We start from the raw sequence: 19,106 nt of genomic DNA on the forward strand, positions 1-19,106 counted from the left end.
GTGTTAAGCGTTAGATTTGTTCGTGATGGTTTGCGTTGAGTGAACCAATTCATCCCAGGTTTCAGTTAGCTTTTCCAGGAACTTAGAGCCCTTGTCCGTGAGCTTATAATATTTCCTTGGTGGACCCGATTTTGATTCGATCCACTTGTACTCCAGAAGGCCGGAGTTTTTCAGCCTGGTCAGTAGTGGGTATAGTGTACCTTCTACCACGATAATCTTCGCTGCTGTTAATTCGTCGAGCATGTCCGATGCATAAACTTCGCCTCGCGAAATAATATGGAGGATGCAGTATTCCAAAATGCCCTTTCTCATCTGTACTTGTGTGTTTTCAAGGTTCATACATCCGATGTTAAATCCAATGGTCCTTTATACGGTTTGGTACCTTGCATGACCAAGTACTCGGCCAGATTTTGCCTAAAATAGATAAAACCTCGTTTCTATCGAAAAATGGCACTTTTTTTATTCAGCAGATGCCCAGCAGTAGGCCGAACTCGTGTCCATACCCTGGAAACTGTACGGATATGAACTATGAAAATGTACGGGTTTGAACTTTCAATTTGCTGTCTTTAACGCTGGCGTATTGCCAAACCACTTTTTCCGGCGCTGGAATACCAATCTTTCAAAAAATTTACCGCTGTTAAAATATTTTGCATTTTATCGTTTATTCATGTTCACTCGTCGTCAAAAATCATAACTTCGTCCCACAATTTGTCTGTCACTTTAATCTTTGTGAGTCATGCAACAGCAGAAAAACCCCTCTCTGCGAAGAACTGTGCCATTTGATGTGCCCTTTCCTCGCGCTCAAACAATCTCCTTTTTACACACTTGTTCGCCACCCATTGATCTGAAAACACTTTTCAGATAAAGCCCTCGTGCTTTCATTTCTAATTGCCGTTCAACCATGGCTAGCGGCCAGTGCGAACCGGCTCTGTCTTTTCAAGAATTTGTCTTTAACTCTTACGTTTCCCCTATGAAAAAAAAGCTTACGCTCTTCATTGCATTAGCGCTCGTCTTCATCAACACCATATATGCCCAAGAAAGACTTTGGGGCATTTCGGATGGTGCAATTTTTTCTGTTAATAAAGATGGATCTGATTATGTGAGTACGCACCTATTAGGCAGCGGTGTCGGAACGTCCATCATTGGTTATGCAAAAACAACGAATGGAATTATTTATGTTACCCACGACGATGATTCGGAAGAAGGTGAGGTCGGTGTATTGAATCAAGATGGTGCACGTGATTTTTATCATCATTGGTATCTTGGGCCACGCGGCTCGGAAGGAATGACTTTCACACATGACGGTAAGGTCTACATGCCTGCACGAAGTGTGATGAGCTCAAAGATTGTCGGCCTCGGCATTACAGATCCGACAGGTTCTTTTGTCACGCGACACGGCTATAGCAATACGAGCTTCTTATCATCTGAGCCATTTCTTACCGCAACATCTGACGGGATATTTGGTGTCAGTAGTGGTACAACAGGAAACCTTGGCGGTATATTCAAACTTAGCAGTGATGCAAAAAGCATTCAGGTCATTCATCAGTTTGTTGCAAGTTCGCCGGGCACACGTGCCACAGGTAAATTGATCGAAGGAACCGATGGGACACTTTTCGGTGAAACACTTCGTGGCGGAAAGAATGACAAGGGAATTTATTTTAAGATCAATAAAGACGGATCTAACCTGATCAAACTTTTTGACAAAGCAGATGGTCTGTTGAATGTGCCTAATGCGCAAGGAAAGTATCAATTGTTAGTTGACTTTATTGCATTAGGGTACACACCGTTGCGCGACAGTGATGGATTTATTTTCATCAGTACGCCTACTGGTGTCTATAAACTTGCCAATGATGGTTCACCGCTATTACAAGTCACGGCGACTGCAGGGGAATTGCTTTCGTTTATTGATTCGCCGATTCAACATCACGTTAAGGTAAACAATGTCATATCTGGAGCAACGAATGTGACAACGCATGTGACATTAACACTCGATACGTTGCAGGGTGCGAATTCTTATGAAATTCAATTGAGCACAACAGCGGATTTCAGCGGCGGCGTACAATATCAAAGACATCATGTACCCTCATTCGATTTTTCTCTTGAGGGAAGTACGACCTATTACGTTCGCGCGCGGCCGATGACGTGGCCGTACTTCGGTGCTACCGTATCGTTCACGACCGAAACGAGACCGGCTCAAATTGAAGAAAGGTTGTGGGGCGTTCGTGATGCATACGGTTTAGGTTATTCAAGCGTCATAAGTGACAAAGTTGTGTTCTCTATGCGGAAAGATGGCTCAGATTATATCGAGCACAACACTTGGCGTAGCGAGCAAAATAATCTGACTTCCGGTGGGTATAAAAAATTGTCGACTGGGGAAATATTAACGACAGTAGCTGAGTACAATTCTGGCGACGAGTATGTTAGTAAGATTACTAAAGATGGTGTGATAAAGCTGTTTGACGTTTCGTATATGCAAGCTTTTACGCTCGGCGCTAGCATGGTAGAACTCGGTAACGGAAGATTGGTGGGATCGGAAGCCGGAACAGGGCCAAAATTTCATGGTGTGATAGCGTTTGCAAGCGATGGCGGATACTACAAGCAGACAAATTTTTCTTCTACGAAAGATCTCGCTGCAGATTTTTATCTCACGTCTACATCGAACGGTGTTTATGGTGTTAGTCGAGGAGACGCAAGCAATAAAGGTTTTGTTTTCCGAGTGCGTGATGATCACAAAGGATTTGATATCGTCTATCAGTTCTTAGGACTAGCAGATGGAAAGCAACCTACAGGACGCATAGAGGCTGGTGCTGATAATTTTCTTTTTGGACAAACACAACGCGGTGGAAAAAATAACGCCGGGATTTTCTTCAAAGTAAAAGATGACGGTAGTGCCTTTACAAAACTATTTGATCGTGCCGATGGCGAAATTTGGAAACAAGATGTGGATGGTAAATTTTCTAGACTGTTAGATTTCATCGCTGCAGGTTATACAAATATTACAACTGACAGCGAGGGATTCTATTACCTGGGAACGCCTACTGGAATTTTTAAGATTCGGCCGGATGGATATCCAAACGCCATAGTGAATAACGTACGTTTTGCTGAATCTCTTTCATTTGTGCCAGCCACATTCTCGCCAAATACTTTCGTTAAAAATATTGAAGAAGGTTCGCAGGGACTTCCAACAAGCTTAACGTTGCGAACAGATTCTTTCCCTGGAACGACCACTTACATTTTTGAACTTAGCAAATCACCTGACTTTAATAACGTCGTGATTAAGCAAAGCAGCACACAAAATTTTGCCAGCGTTCAAGAACTCGATGCGAATACATTGTATTATTCGCGCGTACGTCCTTCGGCATGGCCATATTTTGGTAAGGTGATATCATTCACCACAGCACCGAGTACACCTAATAACGTTACTTCTCAACTTGCTCTCGAGACGAATGCCAATACATTTTACGTCGACAAGAATGGATCTAACGCACTGGAGTTGGCCTATGCAATGCAAGACGAACATGATTGGGGCGGTGCGGTTCAGGTATTGCAGCTCTCAACTGGCGAAATTCTGGCTGCACGCGGAATGATATTGTCGAAAATTTCTCAGACAGGACTCACCAAGCTCTATAATTTGGATTATGATGAGTTTTATGGTGGACAGAAGTCATGGCTCGAAAAAGATGGCTACCTGTATTATCTAAACTTTAATATTATCGGTTCCGAATTGCACGGTGTTTCAAGATTGAAGCTCGATGGAAGCCAACGCGAGCGGTATCGTTTCACTGTAAAGGATCTTCATCGCGGGGCGGGTCTTACTGGATTTGACACCGGTATTTACGGTGCTAACGACAATGTTGGCGATGCACCGGGATACATCTTCAAGCTCAACGACGATCTTTCGGGAATCGCGGTGATTTATACTTTCGCACAAGGTTTGAAACCTATGGGAAGATTATTGAACGGCGGCGACGGTTTCATGTACGGCGTAACACGTTCTGGCGGAGATAACAACTGCGGTATTATCTATCGGGTCAAACCAGACGGTACAGCGTATCAGGTGTTACATCACTTTACCAATACGACGGGTAGGGGACCCGTTGTAGGATTGCTTCGCGGTAGCGATGGATTACTTTACGGTGCTACGCGTATCGGTGGTGCGTCAGGCAAAGGGGTTATTTTCAGAATCCATAATGATGGCACTGGTTATGAAGTATTACTTCATTTGTCGAGCGTGGGCGGACAATTTATCGAGAAGCCTTTATCGATTGATGAAGCATTAAACATTTATGGCATTGCGGGCGGCGTCGGATTTTTTAAGTTCGATGTTAACAGCCGCACTTTCTCGGTTGTCAGTAGCGCATCTTATCCAGAATCAATAACGCTATTGCGTCAAGCCTTCACACCAGATATTACAGTGACAAGTCCTGCGGATCAGTCGTCGGGTGTGCAGACAACAGCGACTTTCGTTGTGAACGCGTTGCCTGGTGCGAATCATTATCAAGTTGAAATTAGCGAGTCTCCGCTGTTTACTGGAACACCTTTGGTATTCAACAGCGATACAACCTTGGTGAATGTTTCGGGACTATTGCCGTCGACGACATACTTTGCACGTGTACGCACAGGATTGACTCCGTGGTTTGGAAACGTTACGTCGTTTACAACCAGTACATCGGAGGAAGATGGCGTTTCGGAAACTTTAGCGGCGCGTGAAGAAATTCTGAATGATCAAACTTTATCGCAAGCTTCCGTATTTCCAAATCCAACGTCTTTCGAGTTTTCACTAACGCTATCGGCAGATGAGAAAGCTGTGAGTATTGAAGTTTCTGACATGAATGGGTTCATCGTTTACAAGGAAGCGATGGTTAAGAAAGAAACGCTTTCTTTCGGGCGTGACTTCAAGAAGGGCGTATACATCTTAAAGCTCACGACAGCGAATGGTGTTCACATGTCGAGATTGATCAAGCAATAAAATTTAAATACATAAAAACCCACTTTAAAATTAGTTATCTATGTTTAGGAAAGGCTACATCTATTTTTTAATGATTGCTGTATGGCTTTGCAGCATTACAATTCAGGCCCAAGAAAGAGTTTGGGTGCTAGACAGAACATTTGGCATTTTGTATTCTATGAATACGGAGGGTACAGATTTAGTGACGATGTCAAGTTTTAACGAGCCTGATTTTGGGGCGAGCGTCGGAGCGTTTGATGTCGTTAAGTATAATGCAAACTACAACGGACAAGTTCTCATCTCGACGACTGAGCCGCGTGATGGTGAAAATTTAGGCGGCGCTGTTTGTTTACTTGGCCCCACTGGACTTACGGCGCGTTACAATCACGTCTATGGGCAAGACGATGCGGCGACCTCTGTGGCTGCAGGCGCGAGTGGCATTTACATTCCCCTTAGCCGTCTCGGAAAATGGTCGGGGCTAAGAAAGTTCGGATATGCGAGTGGCCACGACATTTATAAGAAAGTCAACACCGATCTTTCCAATGAGTATCGAATGATTGCCTTGGGCGATACAATTTTCGGTGTTAGTTCGGGAGACTCGAACAACCAAGGTTTTGTTTACCGGATCACACCCAATCAAATCCCAACCAACGCAGCACCTGATCGAATATATTCTTTTGGCGGAGGTGCTAACGGTGCACGTCCTGTAGGTAAGTTGCATTATAGTAATGGATTTTTATTTGGCTACACGTCAAAGGGAGGATTGAATAACAAGGGAATTTTCTTCAAAGTAAAAACCGATGGAACAGGTTTTGAGAAATTGTTTGATTTAGCATCGACGTCGCTTGTTGCAGTAGACGAAAACGACAAATGTCAAACGCTTCTTGACGTCATCGCGAAGGGTTATGTTCCAGCGACATCTCAAGACGGTAATTATTTCGTTGGTGGTGAAGACGGATTGTACAAGATTAGTGCATCCGGTCATGTTATTGCCAGGCTCATGGAAAGTCAGAAACTCGTAGATGATATTGCGATAATCTCACCACAATTTCAGCATCCATTAAAAATTCAAGAGGTAGAGAATGGAGCAACAAATGTTCCGACCATCGTCGGATTTACGGTTCCTAATTTTGATGGTGCTGAATATTTCCAGTTAGAGGTGAGCACATCGCCAGATTTTAGTACGGGTGTTGAGCGACACAGTAGCCATAAACCGTACTTCAATCTAGTACTAAACAATGCAACAACTTATTATACACGCGCTCGCGCGAACATCTGGGCGTATTGGGGTGAAGTCGTTTCATTTTCGACCGTAGATGTTTTTGCTCCGAAACCAGAAAGACTTTATGTCTCCAATGATTCCGTGCACTTTTCTGTGAACGTCGGTGACGCTAGTGACTATCACTTTTTCAGAGATGCATCAGGTGAAAAGGAGATTACATCTTTTTTCAACTTGAATAACAATGAGAAAATCTTTACTACACGGGAAGGCGACTCTCAAGGTCGTGCAGGAAAGATGTATAAGATTTCGGGTAATGGAATGACGTTGCTGTATGATTTAGAAGGTTCTCACACGGGTGTGAACCAAGGACCTTTCGTGCATTATGATGGTCACATCTATGCGCTTGAATACAGTGCGGTGAGTGTGCATCTGCTGCGTGTCACACGGTATAAAACAGATGGTACAGGTGTGGAGTATTTCCCGGCATCGCATCCTGGCATTCAGCGTTACGCACAAATAGCAGGAACAAGTATGGGCATATATGGTGTGAGTCCTGGCCAAGGTGCGAATAATGGATTCATATTCAGAGTAAAGCCAGACATGAGCGGCGTTGAAGAAGTATTTACGTTTTCCGGTGGTGTGAATGGCTCGCGTCCTAAGGGAGCAGTTGTCGTTGGAAAAGATGGGTACTTGTACGGCACGACGCGTTCGGGTGGTTTGAACAACGCAGGTGTTATCTACAGGGTTGACCACTTTGGAAATAACTACTCCGTCATTCATCATTTCAATGGCATTAATGGAAAAAATCCGGAGACCGCATTGATTCGTGATGAAGCGGGTGTGTTGTATGGAAGTACAACGTTAGGTGGAAAAAATGGCTACGGCGTTTTGTTTAAGATCAATCAAGATGGCACAGGTTTTCAGAAGCTGATTGACTATTTTAATACAGGCGGAAAAAATCTGTCGAGTAGTATTAGCATTAGCGGTGACGATGTTTACGCGATTGGCGGTGCTGGATTATTTAAAGTGAAGAAGGGTGGAACAGGATATCATGCTTTTGGTATTTCGGCAACTAGTTTTAAACAAATGCCAACAACCTGGAGTAACCTGTTCGTTAATCCGGGTAACGCGGGTGAAACAGATACAAACGTTACGTTTACAACGAATCAACCAGAAAATCTGGTGACTTTAGAAGTAAGTAAGTCGGCAACATTTAGCAATGATGTTCAGAAATTTTCTGGAATAGGTCCAATTTCAGTGACTGGTCTTGAGTATGGCCAAGTGTACTACATTCGCCCGCGCAGCAATGTGTCGCCTGCCTACGGTTATACATCTTATATTAAAGTCAGAAGCGTTCGTGAAAGTTCGATTGTGATAAGTCCCGCAGACCAAGCTAGTAATGTCGGAGAAATCAACGGAACGCAAGTGGATGTTGACGTTACCATCAACGATGTCGTTGGCGCAGAATTTAACGCGCTGCAGATGAGTACTGATTTGGATTTTACAAACATTCTATTAGACTACTTTTTCTGGATAGATGCGCCGCGGACTGTAAATTTTCCTTTGCAACCGAACACCACATATTACGTGCGCGTTCGATCGGATCTATCACCTTTCTGGGGACCAACAACGACGTTCACAACAAGAGGGCCAGCAGAAGAGGAGGAGGAAGATGACCAACTCTATGGCGTTTATCCTAACCCATCTACGAGTTCATTCATGTTCATCCATAGCGATGTTGCTGAGCAGCGTGTTGTGTTAACCGACCTTATGGGAAATATTTTGTATCGAAACGATGCTCTTGGTATCGGCGAACCATTCGGTGAAGATTTATCTCCGGGAATTTATATTCTCACAGCGGAAACACCAACGGGTATAAAAACCGTCCGTTTAGTAAAAGAATAATTTAGTTTTTTAAGAGCGTCGGTTTAGCCGACGCTCTTGCTCTTTGTGCCCCCCTCATAGTTTGACAACCTATCTACGCTTAGATCAAGCGATCGATGTTTACTAATTTTTTGTCAACCGTTTTTTGTAAACCCTTAAAGCTATGTTTAAAAAAACAACCCTCTCCCTATGCGCACTATTCTGCGCATTGTTTGTGTCTATTACGTTAGAAGCTCAGCAGCGACTTTGGGTGACTGATGTGCACGGCGTATTGCATTCGATGGATTTGAATGGTGGTGATGTCTTCAGCAATTCGCAATTCGGCGACCGAAAGTTCGGTCGATATGTAAGTGGCTTTGATGTGGTCGAAAATGTTCCGGGCTACACGGGGCATTTTGTCATTCCAACATCGTTGGGTGATGGTTATGATGACAACTACCAAGGGTCTGTCAACATGGTAGGGCCCGCTGGCTTACGCAAAATTTATAACCTCGATTATTTGGAGGATCATTCTTCATCGGGGATACGAGCAACTTCGTCTGGACTTGTTATCGCTTCCGTCGATGTGATGTGGTCGAAGTGGCGCGGCGTTGTTAGCATTCCTTACGATGGTGTTACTGATAGAACCTATTTTGTAAAACCGAGCACTGACTATTCAAGCGAATATCAGCTTACAGTAGTGAACGATACGATTTACGGCGTGAGTAAGGGTGATTCAAATAATTATGGATTCATCTATCGTATTGCACCCGATGCTAGTGGCTATGGATCTCCATCGATTCACGTATATGATTTTAATGTTGCTGCGCAAGGGTTGCGTCCCGTAGGTAGGCTCACGTTCGCGAATGGTTATTTGTTTGGCGTGACGATGTCAGGGGGCGTGAATAACAAAGGTGTATTCTACAAAGTAAAAACCGACGGTTCTGGTTTTGAAAAACTCTTTGATCGCGCTTCAACCAATCTTACCAAGCGTGATGCCACAGGTAAATATCAAACACTATTAGACGTTATTGCAAAGGGATATATTCCCGTTACAGACGAGATCGGAAATTATATTATATCAGATGAGTTCGGAATTTACAAAGTGAGTGCAGTTGGAGATTGGCTCGCAACGATCAGTACGGTGCATGCTCAGAAAATGCAATTGATCGCGCCGCATTTCCAACATGTCGTGAAAGTGTCAAACGTTCAAGATGGCGCCGTCGGATTGCCGCAACAATTTACGCTTGCACTGCAAGAATTTTCTGGCGCTCAGTTGTACCAATTGCAAATAAGCACAACGGCAGACTTTTCAAGCAATGTTCAAAATCTGCCGTTGAACACATCGATCTACTTTGATGTTTCATTAACACCAGGAACTAAGTACTACACACGTGCACGAACTGACTTGTGGCCATACTATGGAGAGATCGTATCGTTCACAACTGCGAATAAATCTTTACAGGTAGCGACCAGACTTGAATTACATGATGATACGTTTGTGAAGTCTATTGCCTACGATGGCAGCGATGTGCATGCTTACCAGGAAAGTATCTATTCTGATTTCTTACAACTTGCCAACGGGGAGAAAGTTTTTTTAGGCCCGACCGATCCGAATCTTGAATACGGAGATGGTGCGCTGTGGAAAATTACACCCGATGGAAAGCAGTTTCTGTATCAAGATCTTTTTAATATGATGGGCGTTGATCCGGCGTACATGGCAGATGGTGGTGATGGTTACTTTTACGGCTTGAGTTATTCTGTGATGGGAAGTGAAATGTCATCGATCTTGAAATTTAAATATGATGGATCAAGCATGGAAAGTATTTCTCCGGCCGGAACATTTAATGCAGTTAGGTCAGCGCATCTTACAAAAACGCCACAAGGTATTTACGGTGTTACAAGAGGTATTGCATCCAATCAAGGTTTTATCTTTCGTCTAAAAGCCGACCTTAGTGGTCTTGAAGAAGTTTTTACCTTCACTGGGCCAACCACGGGTATTCGTCCGTATGGAAAGTTATTGTATGGTCGCGATGGTTTTCTCTATGGCACGACGCGCGCCGGCGGAACGAATAATGCCGGAGTAATTTTTAAAGTAAGTCTCGCTGGTGATCAATACACCATTCTACACAATTTCGTCCCTTTATATGGAAAAAATCCGGAGACAGCATTGGTACAGGATAGTAATGGTACGTTATTCGGTTCAACCACGTTGGGAGGAAAGAATGGTTTTGGTGTGCTTTACAAAATTGAAGAAGATGGTACAGGCTTTCAAAAATTGTTGGACTACTATTACACCGGTGGGAAGAATGCAAAAGGAAGTATTGCTGTTAAAAATTCATTTGTGTTTGCAACAGGAGGGCAAGGTGTTTTTCGAATTAACAAAGATGGCTCAGGATATCAAACATTGGGCGTAACAACGTATAGCTTTCAGGCACTGCCCGTCACTGGTAGTAATATCGCGGTCACCTATCCTGTCGACAATCACACACCAATAGAAGTCAACAGCGTGATTACGGCAACGCCAATTCAAGGTGCGCGTCGATATTACTTAACGTTGAGTTTGTCACCTGCGTTTGATGGAAACGTGATAACCCTCGAAAATGATAGTGCTCATTTTGAAACGGTCGGATTAGATTATGGAAAGCTTTATCACGTTCGAGCGCGTACCAATTTGTCTTCCGCATATGGACCAGTATCAACCATTGCAACTTCTGATGAAGCGGCGCATGTGTATGTTATTGATCCCGCCGATGGCAGTAGCGACTTTGGTTCCATCGCGACTTCAGGGTATGTGGTGGGACCGATGACAATAAAAGGCCTCCCAGGTGCAACACACTATCAAGTGCAGGTTTGTAGTAGTCCGACATTTTCGGATGCCATCGTGGATTGGTATGAGGCCACTGCGTCATCAGGAAACCCAAGTGTTTTTGTCAACCACTTGTATCCAGGAGAGCAGTACTTTACGCGCGCGAGGTCAAATGTTTCTTCCGAATGGGGCCCAGTGATTTCATTCACAGCCACCACTACGTTTGATGCAACGCTTGAGCGTTCTGTCGAGGTTTTTCCGAATCCCTCAAGAAATTCATTTACGCTAAAAAATGTAAGGGCGTCCCAAGAAATTATTGTATCGGACGGATCAGGAAATGTTGTCTATCGAAACAACAATTTAAAAGATGGTGAAATATTCGGCGACAATCTTCCGCGTGGTGTTTACATCCTTACCATTAAGGGAAAGGACGAGAAACAAATCGTTCGCCTTGTGAAAGAATAGTGTTCACTGCAGCTTGAATACGATTTGAAGGGTGCTTTATCGAAGGCGCCCTTCTTTTTTATCATAGCCCAGATAACAGTACGGTGTTATACGCAAGTATTGCTACGGATTGTGAATTCGTATTCAATGTTGTTGTTCGTCAATACCGCCTTTACAATAGGGACCAAATTTGCAGTATAAAAACTTTGCAATTTTCGCGTGCTTTTCTAGCGATACATTATTACTTTATAAGGCTACTTCGTATGTATCTTTGTCAACATTAGAAGGTTCGATTACCTTTATAGACTGAATGAAGAAGGTCCTATTATTTTTTACCCTTTTTACGGCAATCACTTGTGCGAACGGGCAAACTGGCAACGAGTGGATTGATTTTGGTCAGTCATATTACAAGGTTCAAACGGCACAAGATGGACTCTATCGTCTTACGTATAACGATTTACAGGCGGCTGGTGTACCCGTCAATGCTATTGACCCGACGACACTTCGTTTATTTCACCGAGGCGTTGAGCAAGCAATATATGTTCAGGGCGAAAACGATGCACAATTTGATGCAGGTGATTTCATTGATTTCTTTGGTCAAAGAAACGATGGAACGCTAGATGCTCAGCTATACAAACCTGCCAGCGCTCAACCGCATAAGCTCTACAATCTTTACTGCGATACGACAGCGTACTTTTTGACTTTCGGAAGCGCGCCAGGAAAACGAATGGATTCTTACAATGAGAGTAAGGGAACGTTGACAGCAGAACCTCATCACCTCAACCAGCCGATTAGACATACGATCCAGCAATATGGAACAGGTGCCGTTTATGGACTTGATGTGCAGCAGACCTTTTTCGATAAAGGTGAGGGTTGGATGGGTGCGTTGATCAGCCAAAATCAAGTAAGAAGCTATCAAGTTTTGGGTGTGACCAACGGCGATGTTGGTGCGGGCAAACCACAACTCGAAGTTATGCTCGTTGGAAGGAATGAAAATAATCACCTCACCGAAATATCTGTCGGAGGAAGCATGCGTGTACTCGGTAATGTTACGTCGTCGGGTTACGATGCAACATTGGCCAGTTTTGCAATTGAATGGAGCGATATCGATGCGTCGGGCAACTTAACCGTTTCTGCAAAATCACTGAACGTTTCTGATTGGATCAGCGTCAGCTATGCGAGGGTAATTTATCCGCAGTCTTTTAATGTTTCGGGAACACCACAGAAATTTTTCAATCTTCTCACGAACCCTGTGAACAAATCGTACATAGAAATTCAGAACCCAGCACCAGGAGTTCGAATCTTCGACGTTACAAGTCCCGACGACGTTGTGCGTGTAGAAGGTACGTTGGCAACGACATTCAATGCTGTTGTTCGAAATACCATGAGCAATAGAAGGGTGTTGGCATCTTCTTCGACGCTTACGCCTGTTATTCATCAAGTAACATTCCGCCAAATCAATCCGGAAGATCATGATTACGTAATTCTGACACACCCTGTATTACGTGTTCCTGCTTCTGGTTATTCTGATCCAGTTGAAGCTTACGCAGCGTATCGAAGTTCTCCCGAAGGCGGAGGTTATGATACGCTTACATTGAATATCCAAGATGTCTATGATCAATTCGGCTATGGCGAACTTTCACCGGTCGGCATTTTTAACTTGATGAAATATCTGACGGCTGTAAAAGTGCCGCGCTATTTTTTCATTATAGGCAAGGGACTAGAAGTCTTTTATGATTACAATAGAGATCAGGGGGCATTCACCACCCATGCTGACTTGATTCCATCGGCGGGGCATCCTTCGTCGGATAATTATTTTACGGTTGGCCTAGCGGGAAGCACGCATGAACCCGCTGTGCCTACTGGCAGACTCACAGCCTCCAATTCTATTGAAGTCGCCAACTACCTCAACAAGGTAATTGAGACAGAAGCGTTGCCGAAAAATGATTTGAGACGAAAGAATTTACTACACCTGAGTGGTGGAATTGAAGAAGGCGAACCTGAACGATTTAGGAATTATGTTGAAGGTTTCGAGTCGCGTGCAAGATCATACTACTTAGGCGGAAACGTGTCAACCATTGCAAAGCGTTCACGTGATATCAAATTGATTAGTATCGCTGACGAGATCAATGCAGGATTGGGTCTCGTTACATTCTTTGGTCACTCATCGTCCAGTACACTCGACTTCGACATTGGTTATGTAACGAACCCGGTGATGGGCTACGACAACAAAGGAAAATATCCTATGATGTTGATTCATGGTTGTAACGCTGGGTCATTTTTCATTGATGATTTTTTGTTTGGTGAAGATTGGATTATGGCCAAAGACAAGGGTGCTATTGGATTTATCGCGCATACCTATTTTGGCTTGGAAAATAACCTGCGGAAATATGGCGATACTTTTTATGGTGTTGCTTATAACGATCTGGGATTTATTTCGAAAGGCGTAGGGGATATTATGCGAGAGACCGCACGGCGATATATGACGACAGCAATAGCATCGCCGGCCAATGTTACACAAGTGCAGCAAATGGTGTTGCTTGGTGATCCGGCTGTGGCATTGTTCGGTACATCGAAATCTGATTTGGCTGTTGACGACAATACCATTTCGTTCTCTTCTTTCAACGCATCGCCGATCACGGCCCTTACCGATTCGTTCAACGTTAACGTTGTGGTGAAGAATTTTGGTATTGCAAAACCCGAGGACAAATTTAGAATCGAGATCACCCGTTTGTTGAATGATGGTAGTGCTATAGTTTACGATACGATTGTTGACCCCGTTTTATTCAGCGATACAATCGCTGTTGTAATTCGCGATGCTTTTGGAAGCTTTGGTAATAACTCCTTTACGGTGACTGTTGACGCGGATAACTTGATCGAAGAATTGAATGAAGCTAACAATACGGCGTCGCACGATTTATTTATTCCGCTGAATGGTACAAAAAATCTCTTTCCTGTAAACTTTTCAATTGTGCATGAACAAGACGTAACCTTGGTATGGCAAACCACGGACGCCTTGTCTGATGTGCGAACATTTGTGCTTGAGGTTGATACCGCTTCCACATTTGATAGCCCGTATCGTAAAACTTTTGAGGTAGCTGCAAAGGTTCTGGGTAGACAACTCGTGTCATTACTGCCGTTAGATTCCGTCGCTTATTATTGGCGTACGAAATTGTCGGCGCCGCTACCGGGTGAAAATGATTCATGGGAAGTATCGACATTTTCAATAATTGATAACGCAAATGATGGCTGGGCTCAGTTACATTTTCCACAGTATACAACCAACGCAACAGAGGGACTTCTGTTAAACGATGATGTCAGAAAGATTACATTTGAGGCAACTGTAACGGATCTTTCGATCACAACATTCGGGGCATCACATCCTACTACAAATCGCGATGTGAGTGTCAAGATTGCTGGTACAGAGTTCAACTTGTACACGCAAGAAGGGGGCGCATTTGGCTGTCGCGATAATTCTCTTAATCTAATCGCATTCGATAAAAATTCAACGACGCCTTACATCGGGATTCCATTCAAATGGTACAACCGCTTGGAAAGATCATGTGGTCGGGAACCTTGGGTTATTAACAACTTTGTTCCAGGCGAAATGGTGACGGGGAACGGTGACGATTTAGTTGCTTACGTTAACAACATTGCCGCGGGTGACTCTGTGGTGCTGTACTCGATAGGCAACGCGGCTTTTAGCAACTGGCCTATAGACGCCAAAGATAAACTCAGTGATTTTGGAATATCGCTCGCACAATTATCGACACTAGTCGATGGAGAGCCGGTGGTTATTCTTGGGAAGAAAGGATCATTGCCTGGTACAGCAAAAATTTATCGCGTATCATCTTCGCCAAGTACATCGGAGTTGAATGTGAACGAGACAATTACTGGCGGATTTTCATCAGGCACGATGACATCGCCTTTGATCGGTCCCGCCCTTTCATGGCAACTGTTCCAAGAGAAGTCAAATTCAAAAGAATTGCAAGATGAAGCTTCTTACAGTATTGAAGGCGTCAAACTTAATGGAGAAAGTACTACACTTTTTTCTGATGCGTTGCATAATCAAGACCTTAGTACCATTGATGCTACGGAGTATCCATACTTGCGCGTACGTTACCATTCTACGGACGAGCTTAATCTTACACCAGCGCAACTGAATCACTGGATTGTTTATTATACACCAGTTCCAGAAGGTCTCGTGACTTATTTGGGAGAACGATCACAAGAAAACATTTCTGAAGGCGCCGTATGGAAGGGTAACTATGGATTTATCAATATCGGTGGAAGAAGTTTCCCAGATTCATTGACCGTGAAGTATGAGTCGTACAATCATAGTTCTACTGTAAGCGAAATACAAACGATGAGAATTAAATCACCAGCGATTGGTGATACAACCAAATTTGTCGTGAATATCAATACACAAAACAAAGATGGCCTTAATGATGTGGGTGTATTTGTAAATCCTAGGATCACACCGGAACAATATTTCGATAACAATGTGATTACATTGGTGAAGCATGTTAATGTAGAGCAGGATTTTTTTCATCCTGTGATGGATGTTACTGTAGACGGTAGACGGTTGATTGAAGGTGATTTTGTTTCTCGAAATCCGCTCATTGCTGTGCGTGTATGGGATGAGAACCGAAATTTCCTGAAGAACAACCTAGAGGGTGTGAGAATGTTTATCACGTATCCGTGCGATGAATTCGAATGTGATCCCGTGCAAGTTGATTTGAATTCTGCCGAGGTGAAATGGTCCCCAGCGACAAGCACGAGTGATTTCATGATTGAGTACCGTCCGGTTGATCTTGCTGATGGTTACTACATTTTCACGGTTGAAGCCCAGGACGCACAAGGAAACCCGAGTGGTGTTGAGCCTTATAAGATTGGATTTGTAGTGCAGTCCGAAACAGTGATAACATTCTTACCTCCATATCCCAATCCTTCGTCTGGAGAAATTAGCTTCAGTGTTGTGGTTAACGGACCTGGCGAGCCTGTTGATGGTCGATTGGAGATTGTGGACGTGAATGGCAAGATGGTGAGAACTTTCTCTGCAAGCTCCCTTTACATTGGAACAAATCGCTGGATATGGAATGGTACAGATGCCTCAGGAAGCGCCGTGCGTAGTGGCGTTTACATTTGTAAAATGTTCTTCGCGTTAAACGGAAAAGAATATCAAAAGAACCTTAAGGTTGTTATCGTGCGTTAGATCTACAAACCACTGGTATTGTAAATCACATTTTTCGACTTCATTCCACTAACGAGTTCTTGGGATATTTCATTGTTGAGTTGGATTTCAGCACCACTGCAATCTCGTACGTTGCAAGGTAAGCAACTCATAACGTCAGCTTGGTGTGTTATTGCGACACCACCGCTGTATTTGAAAGCATATATCTTTCCTCTGAGGGTTGGACCGTCGGCTTGTCTTAGCATCTCATCAACCCAATCTAACGATGGGTCATTGGCAGGAACGCCACACAACGAAGCAATTCTTTTTTTTGCAGATTCCTTACTGGTCAGGTGGTCGGCGTCATCGTCGCAGGGGCCACAGCCACAAACGAATCCTAACATAAGCATAAGGTAAAGTAGGGGGGAGCTAACTGTTTTCATGCATATTAGACAACGGCAACGCGGAAAAAGTTGTAGCAAGCATGGCGTATTCATGAATTAAAGTATTTTCGATCATGAAAAAAATAGTATTCATGATGGCAAGCCTTTGTTTGTCAATAACGGCTTGTACGCAGTCCACGAAACCCGCGCGTCTTATCGTGAGGGGTGATGATATGGGTTTTTCACATGCCGGGAATGAAGCGCTTATAAAATGTTTTAAGGACGGTATTGAAACATCGATCGAAGTCATCGTTCCATCGCCGTGGTTTCCGGAAGCCGTGCAAATGTTGAAAGATAATCCGCGTGTTGATGTAGGGATTCATATTGCCCTTACCAGCGAATGGGATAACGTGAAATATCGCCCCGTTGCGAACGTGCCAAGTCTTACAAATGAAGACGGATATTTTTTTCCGTTTATTCATTCCAATACAAATTACCCTGGCCAGGCGCTGAAAGAAAATAAGTGGCGTATTGAAGATATTGAAAAAGAGTTTCGTGCGCAGATCGAATTGGGGTTGAAGAAAATTCCGCAGGTAAGCCATGTGTCGGCGCATATGGGATGCTACCACATGACACCCGAAGTGGAAGCTGTAATGACGAAATTGGCAAAGGAATATAAGATTGATATTGACCCAGAAGCGTATGATGTTGAATACGTTAGTTATGCGGGCCCGAAGAATACCTCGGAAGAAAAAGTAAGTAGCATAATCAAAATGTTGCAATCGTTGAAAAACGGAAAGACCTATTTGTTTGTGGATCATCCTGCGTTTGATACGCCAGAGCTTCGTGCTATTCATCATATCGGATACGAAAATGTTGCTGTTGATCGTCAAGGTGTAACCGATGCATGGACAGACACGCGTGTGAAAGCAACGATTAAGCAGTTGGGGATTGAATTGATTAGTTATAAACAGCTAACAGAATAGTAAGACTATGGAATTGGAAAGATTACGAATGTTTTGTCTTTCCTTGCCTGGTGCAACGGAAGACATTAAGTGGGGACACGATTTATGTTTTAGCGTCGGCGCCAAAATGTTTTGTGTTGCGTCAATGGAGTCACCTTTGACTTTTTCATTTAAGGTGACCTATGAAATGTTTGACGAAGTGTCGTCACGCATAGGCTTCGAACCCGCACCTTACCTTGCGCGCAATAAATGGGTGCTTGTAAACGATACTTCTAAGATAAAGGTGAAAGAAATGGAAGTGTTTGTTCGACAATCTCATGAACTTATTGCGGCAAAGTTGTCAAAAAAGTTGCGTGGTGAACTCGGTATCGGTTGATATGGTATTGACATCGCGTTCATAAAAAAAGGGGATGACGAAATCCCCTTTTAATATAATCGTAACTTATCTTAGTGGTGATGTCCACCAGCGCCATGTACATGCCCGTGCGATACTTCTTCAGCACTAGCATCTCTCACTTCCATCACTTCAACATCGAAATTCAATTCAACGCCAGCAAGTTCGTGATTGGCATCAACAGTAATTTCTTCAAGGCCAACATGGGTTACTGTCACTACGTTCCCATGATTCGTAGAGAACTTCATTCCAGGTTTAACTTCTTGTCCACCGAAAGCGCTGCGCGGCACTTTTTGAACCATTGAAGGATCTTTTTCACCATACCCTTTAGCCGGTTCTATTTTCAATTGAAATTTGTCGCCTTTCTTTTTGCCTTCAAGTCCTTCTTCCATGCCGAGAATAAGATTACCGGCGCCATGAAGGTAGTGAAGCGGTTCCCGTCCGTCACTTGTATCGATAACTTTCCCGTTATTATCGCGAAGTGTGTAGTGAATGGCTGCAACTTTGTTTTTAGTGATTTGCATAAACTTTCTTTTAATTAATAAATACGAGGCAGTGGTTGTGACTGGAAACAGCGCGCAAAAGCTGACTCTGGGTTAAAGGGCCAAAGGTAGACTTTTGATCACAAAATGCTAAGTAATGCACTGGTTCAGTTGTGAGTTTTCAGCCTATAAACAACGCCCGTTCGGATTGTAGCCCGAAATTCACATGCCACTTTGTTAATCACGCAGATCGTCCAGCTCCGGATCATAATTTGTCCGCTCGTCCCGGAATGTTTTCTCTCCGTCCGTTTTAGGTCTGAGCACCATTGCAAAACCTCATTTTTTGAGATTTTTACGCACTTTGTTTTCACACGACACAAATGTCTTTGGGTTTTGGACGAATAGTCTTTCCTTGATGTAGAT

9 protein-coding genes are annotated in these 19,106 nt (G+C 43.6%); 6 read left to right on the forward strand and 3 right to left on the reverse strand.

Going from position 1 to position 19,106, the window contains the following annotated elements:
* Positions 1-3: 3 nt before the first annotated feature.
* Positions 4-339, reverse strand: coding sequence for a PadR family transcriptional regulator (locus tag DQQ10_RS24535; protein ID WP_112749587.1), 336 nt, complete (start codon positions 337-339; stop codon positions 4-6).
* A 631-nt stretch (positions 340-970) separates the two neighbouring features.
* Between DQQ10_RS24535 and DQQ10_RS24540 the strand changes: the two genes are divergently transcribed.
* From DQQ10_RS24540 to porU2, 4 genes are all read left to right on the forward strand, one after another.
* Positions 971-4,969 (forward strand): T9SS type A sorting domain-containing protein, encoded by a 3,999-nt coding sequence (locus tag DQQ10_RS24540; protein ID WP_165824112.1) that lies wholly within the window; start codon positions 971-973, stop codon positions 4,967-4,969.
* A 40-nt stretch (positions 4,970-5,009) separates the two neighbouring features.
* Positions 5,010-8,075, forward strand: a complete 3,066-nt coding sequence (locus DQQ10_RS24545) for a choice-of-anchor tandem repeat GloVer-containing protein (RefSeq protein WP_112749589.1) — start codon at positions 5,010-5,012, stop codon at positions 8,073-8,075.
* Between the two features lie 142 nt (positions 8,076-8,217).
* Complete coding sequence (locus DQQ10_RS24550) at positions 8,218-11,307, forward strand: choice-of-anchor tandem repeat GloVer-containing protein (protein WP_112749590.1); 3,090 nt, start codon at positions 8,218-8,220, stop codon at positions 11,305-11,307.
* Positions 11,308-11,596: 289 nt separating this feature from the next.
* On the forward strand, positions 11,597-16,501 hold the full coding sequence (gene porU2, locus DQQ10_RS24555) for a putative type IX secretion system sortase PorU2 (RefSeq protein WP_112749591.1): 4,905 nt from the start codon (positions 11,597-11,599) through the stop codon (positions 16,499-16,501).
* A 2-nt stretch (positions 16,502-16,503) separates the two neighbouring features.
* Here porU2 and DQQ10_RS24560 read toward each other — a convergent pair whose 3' ends face one another.
* Positions 16,504-16,863, reverse strand: coding sequence for a hypothetical protein (locus tag DQQ10_RS24560; RefSeq protein ID WP_133259757.1), 360 nt, complete (start codon positions 16,861-16,863; stop codon positions 16,504-16,506).
* Positions 16,864-16,976: 113 nt separating this feature from the next.
* Here DQQ10_RS24560 and DQQ10_RS24565 point away from each other — a divergent pair, with 113 nt between their 5' ends.
* Both DQQ10_RS24565 and DQQ10_RS24570 read left to right on the forward strand, forming a co-directional pair.
* Complete coding sequence (locus DQQ10_RS24565) at positions 16,977-17,828, forward strand: polysaccharide deacetylase family protein (RefSeq protein ID WP_112749593.1); 852 nt, start codon at positions 16,977-16,979, stop codon at positions 17,826-17,828.
* A gap of 7 nt (positions 17,829-17,835) precedes the next feature.
* The gene (locus DQQ10_RS24570) at positions 17,836-18,183 is read left to right on the forward strand and encodes an MmcQ/YjbR family DNA-binding protein (RefSeq protein WP_112749594.1); all 348 of its coding nucleotides are present in this window, start codon (positions 17,836-17,838) and stop codon (positions 18,181-18,183) included.
* Between the two features lie 71 nt (positions 18,184-18,254).
* Here DQQ10_RS24570 and DQQ10_RS24575 read toward each other — a convergent pair whose 3' ends face one another.
* Complete coding sequence (locus tag DQQ10_RS24575; protein WP_112749595.1) at positions 18,255-18,725, reverse strand: FKBP-type peptidyl-prolyl cis-trans isomerase; 471 nt, start codon at positions 18,723-18,725, stop codon at positions 18,255-18,257.
* Positions 18,726-19,106: the final 381 nt, after the last annotated feature.

The organism is Pseudochryseolinea flava (genome assembly GCF_003286915.1).
GTDB lineage: Bacteria > Bacteroidota > Bacteroidia > Cytophagales > Cyclobacteriaceae > Ohtaekwangia > Ohtaekwangia flava.

Coding starts and splice junctions, on each gene's coding strand:
- DQQ10_RS24535 (WP_112749587.1), bottom strand. CDS start 339: ATGAACCTTGAAAACACACAAGTACAGATGAGAAAGGGCATTTTGGAA.
- DQQ10_RS24540 (WP_165824112.1), top strand. CDS start 971: ATGAAAAAAAAGCTTACGCTCTTCATTGCATTAGCGCTCGTCTTCATC.
- DQQ10_RS24545 (WP_112749589.1), top strand. CDS start 5,010: ATGTTTAGGAAAGGCTACATCTATTTTTTAATGATTGCTGTATGGCTT.
- DQQ10_RS24550 (WP_112749590.1), top strand. CDS start 8,218: ATGTTTAAAAAAACAACCCTCTCCCTATGCGCACTATTCTGCGCATTG.
- porU2 (WP_112749591.1), top strand. CDS start 11,597: ATGAAGAAGGTCCTATTATTTTTTACCCTTTTTACGGCAATCACTTGT.
- DQQ10_RS24560 (WP_133259757.1), bottom strand. CDS start 16,863: ATGTTAGGATTCGTTTGTGGCTGTGGCCCCTGCGACGATGACGCCGAC.
- DQQ10_RS24565 (WP_112749593.1), top strand. CDS start 16,977: ATGAAAAAAATAGTATTCATGATGGCAAGCCTTTGTTTGTCAATAACG.
- DQQ10_RS24570 (WP_112749594.1), top strand. CDS start 17,836: ATGGAATTGGAAAGATTACGAATGTTTTGTCTTTCCTTGCCTGGTGCA.
- DQQ10_RS24575 (WP_112749595.1), bottom strand. CDS start 18,725: ATGCAAATCACTAAAAACAAAGTTGCAGCCATTCACTACACACTTCGC.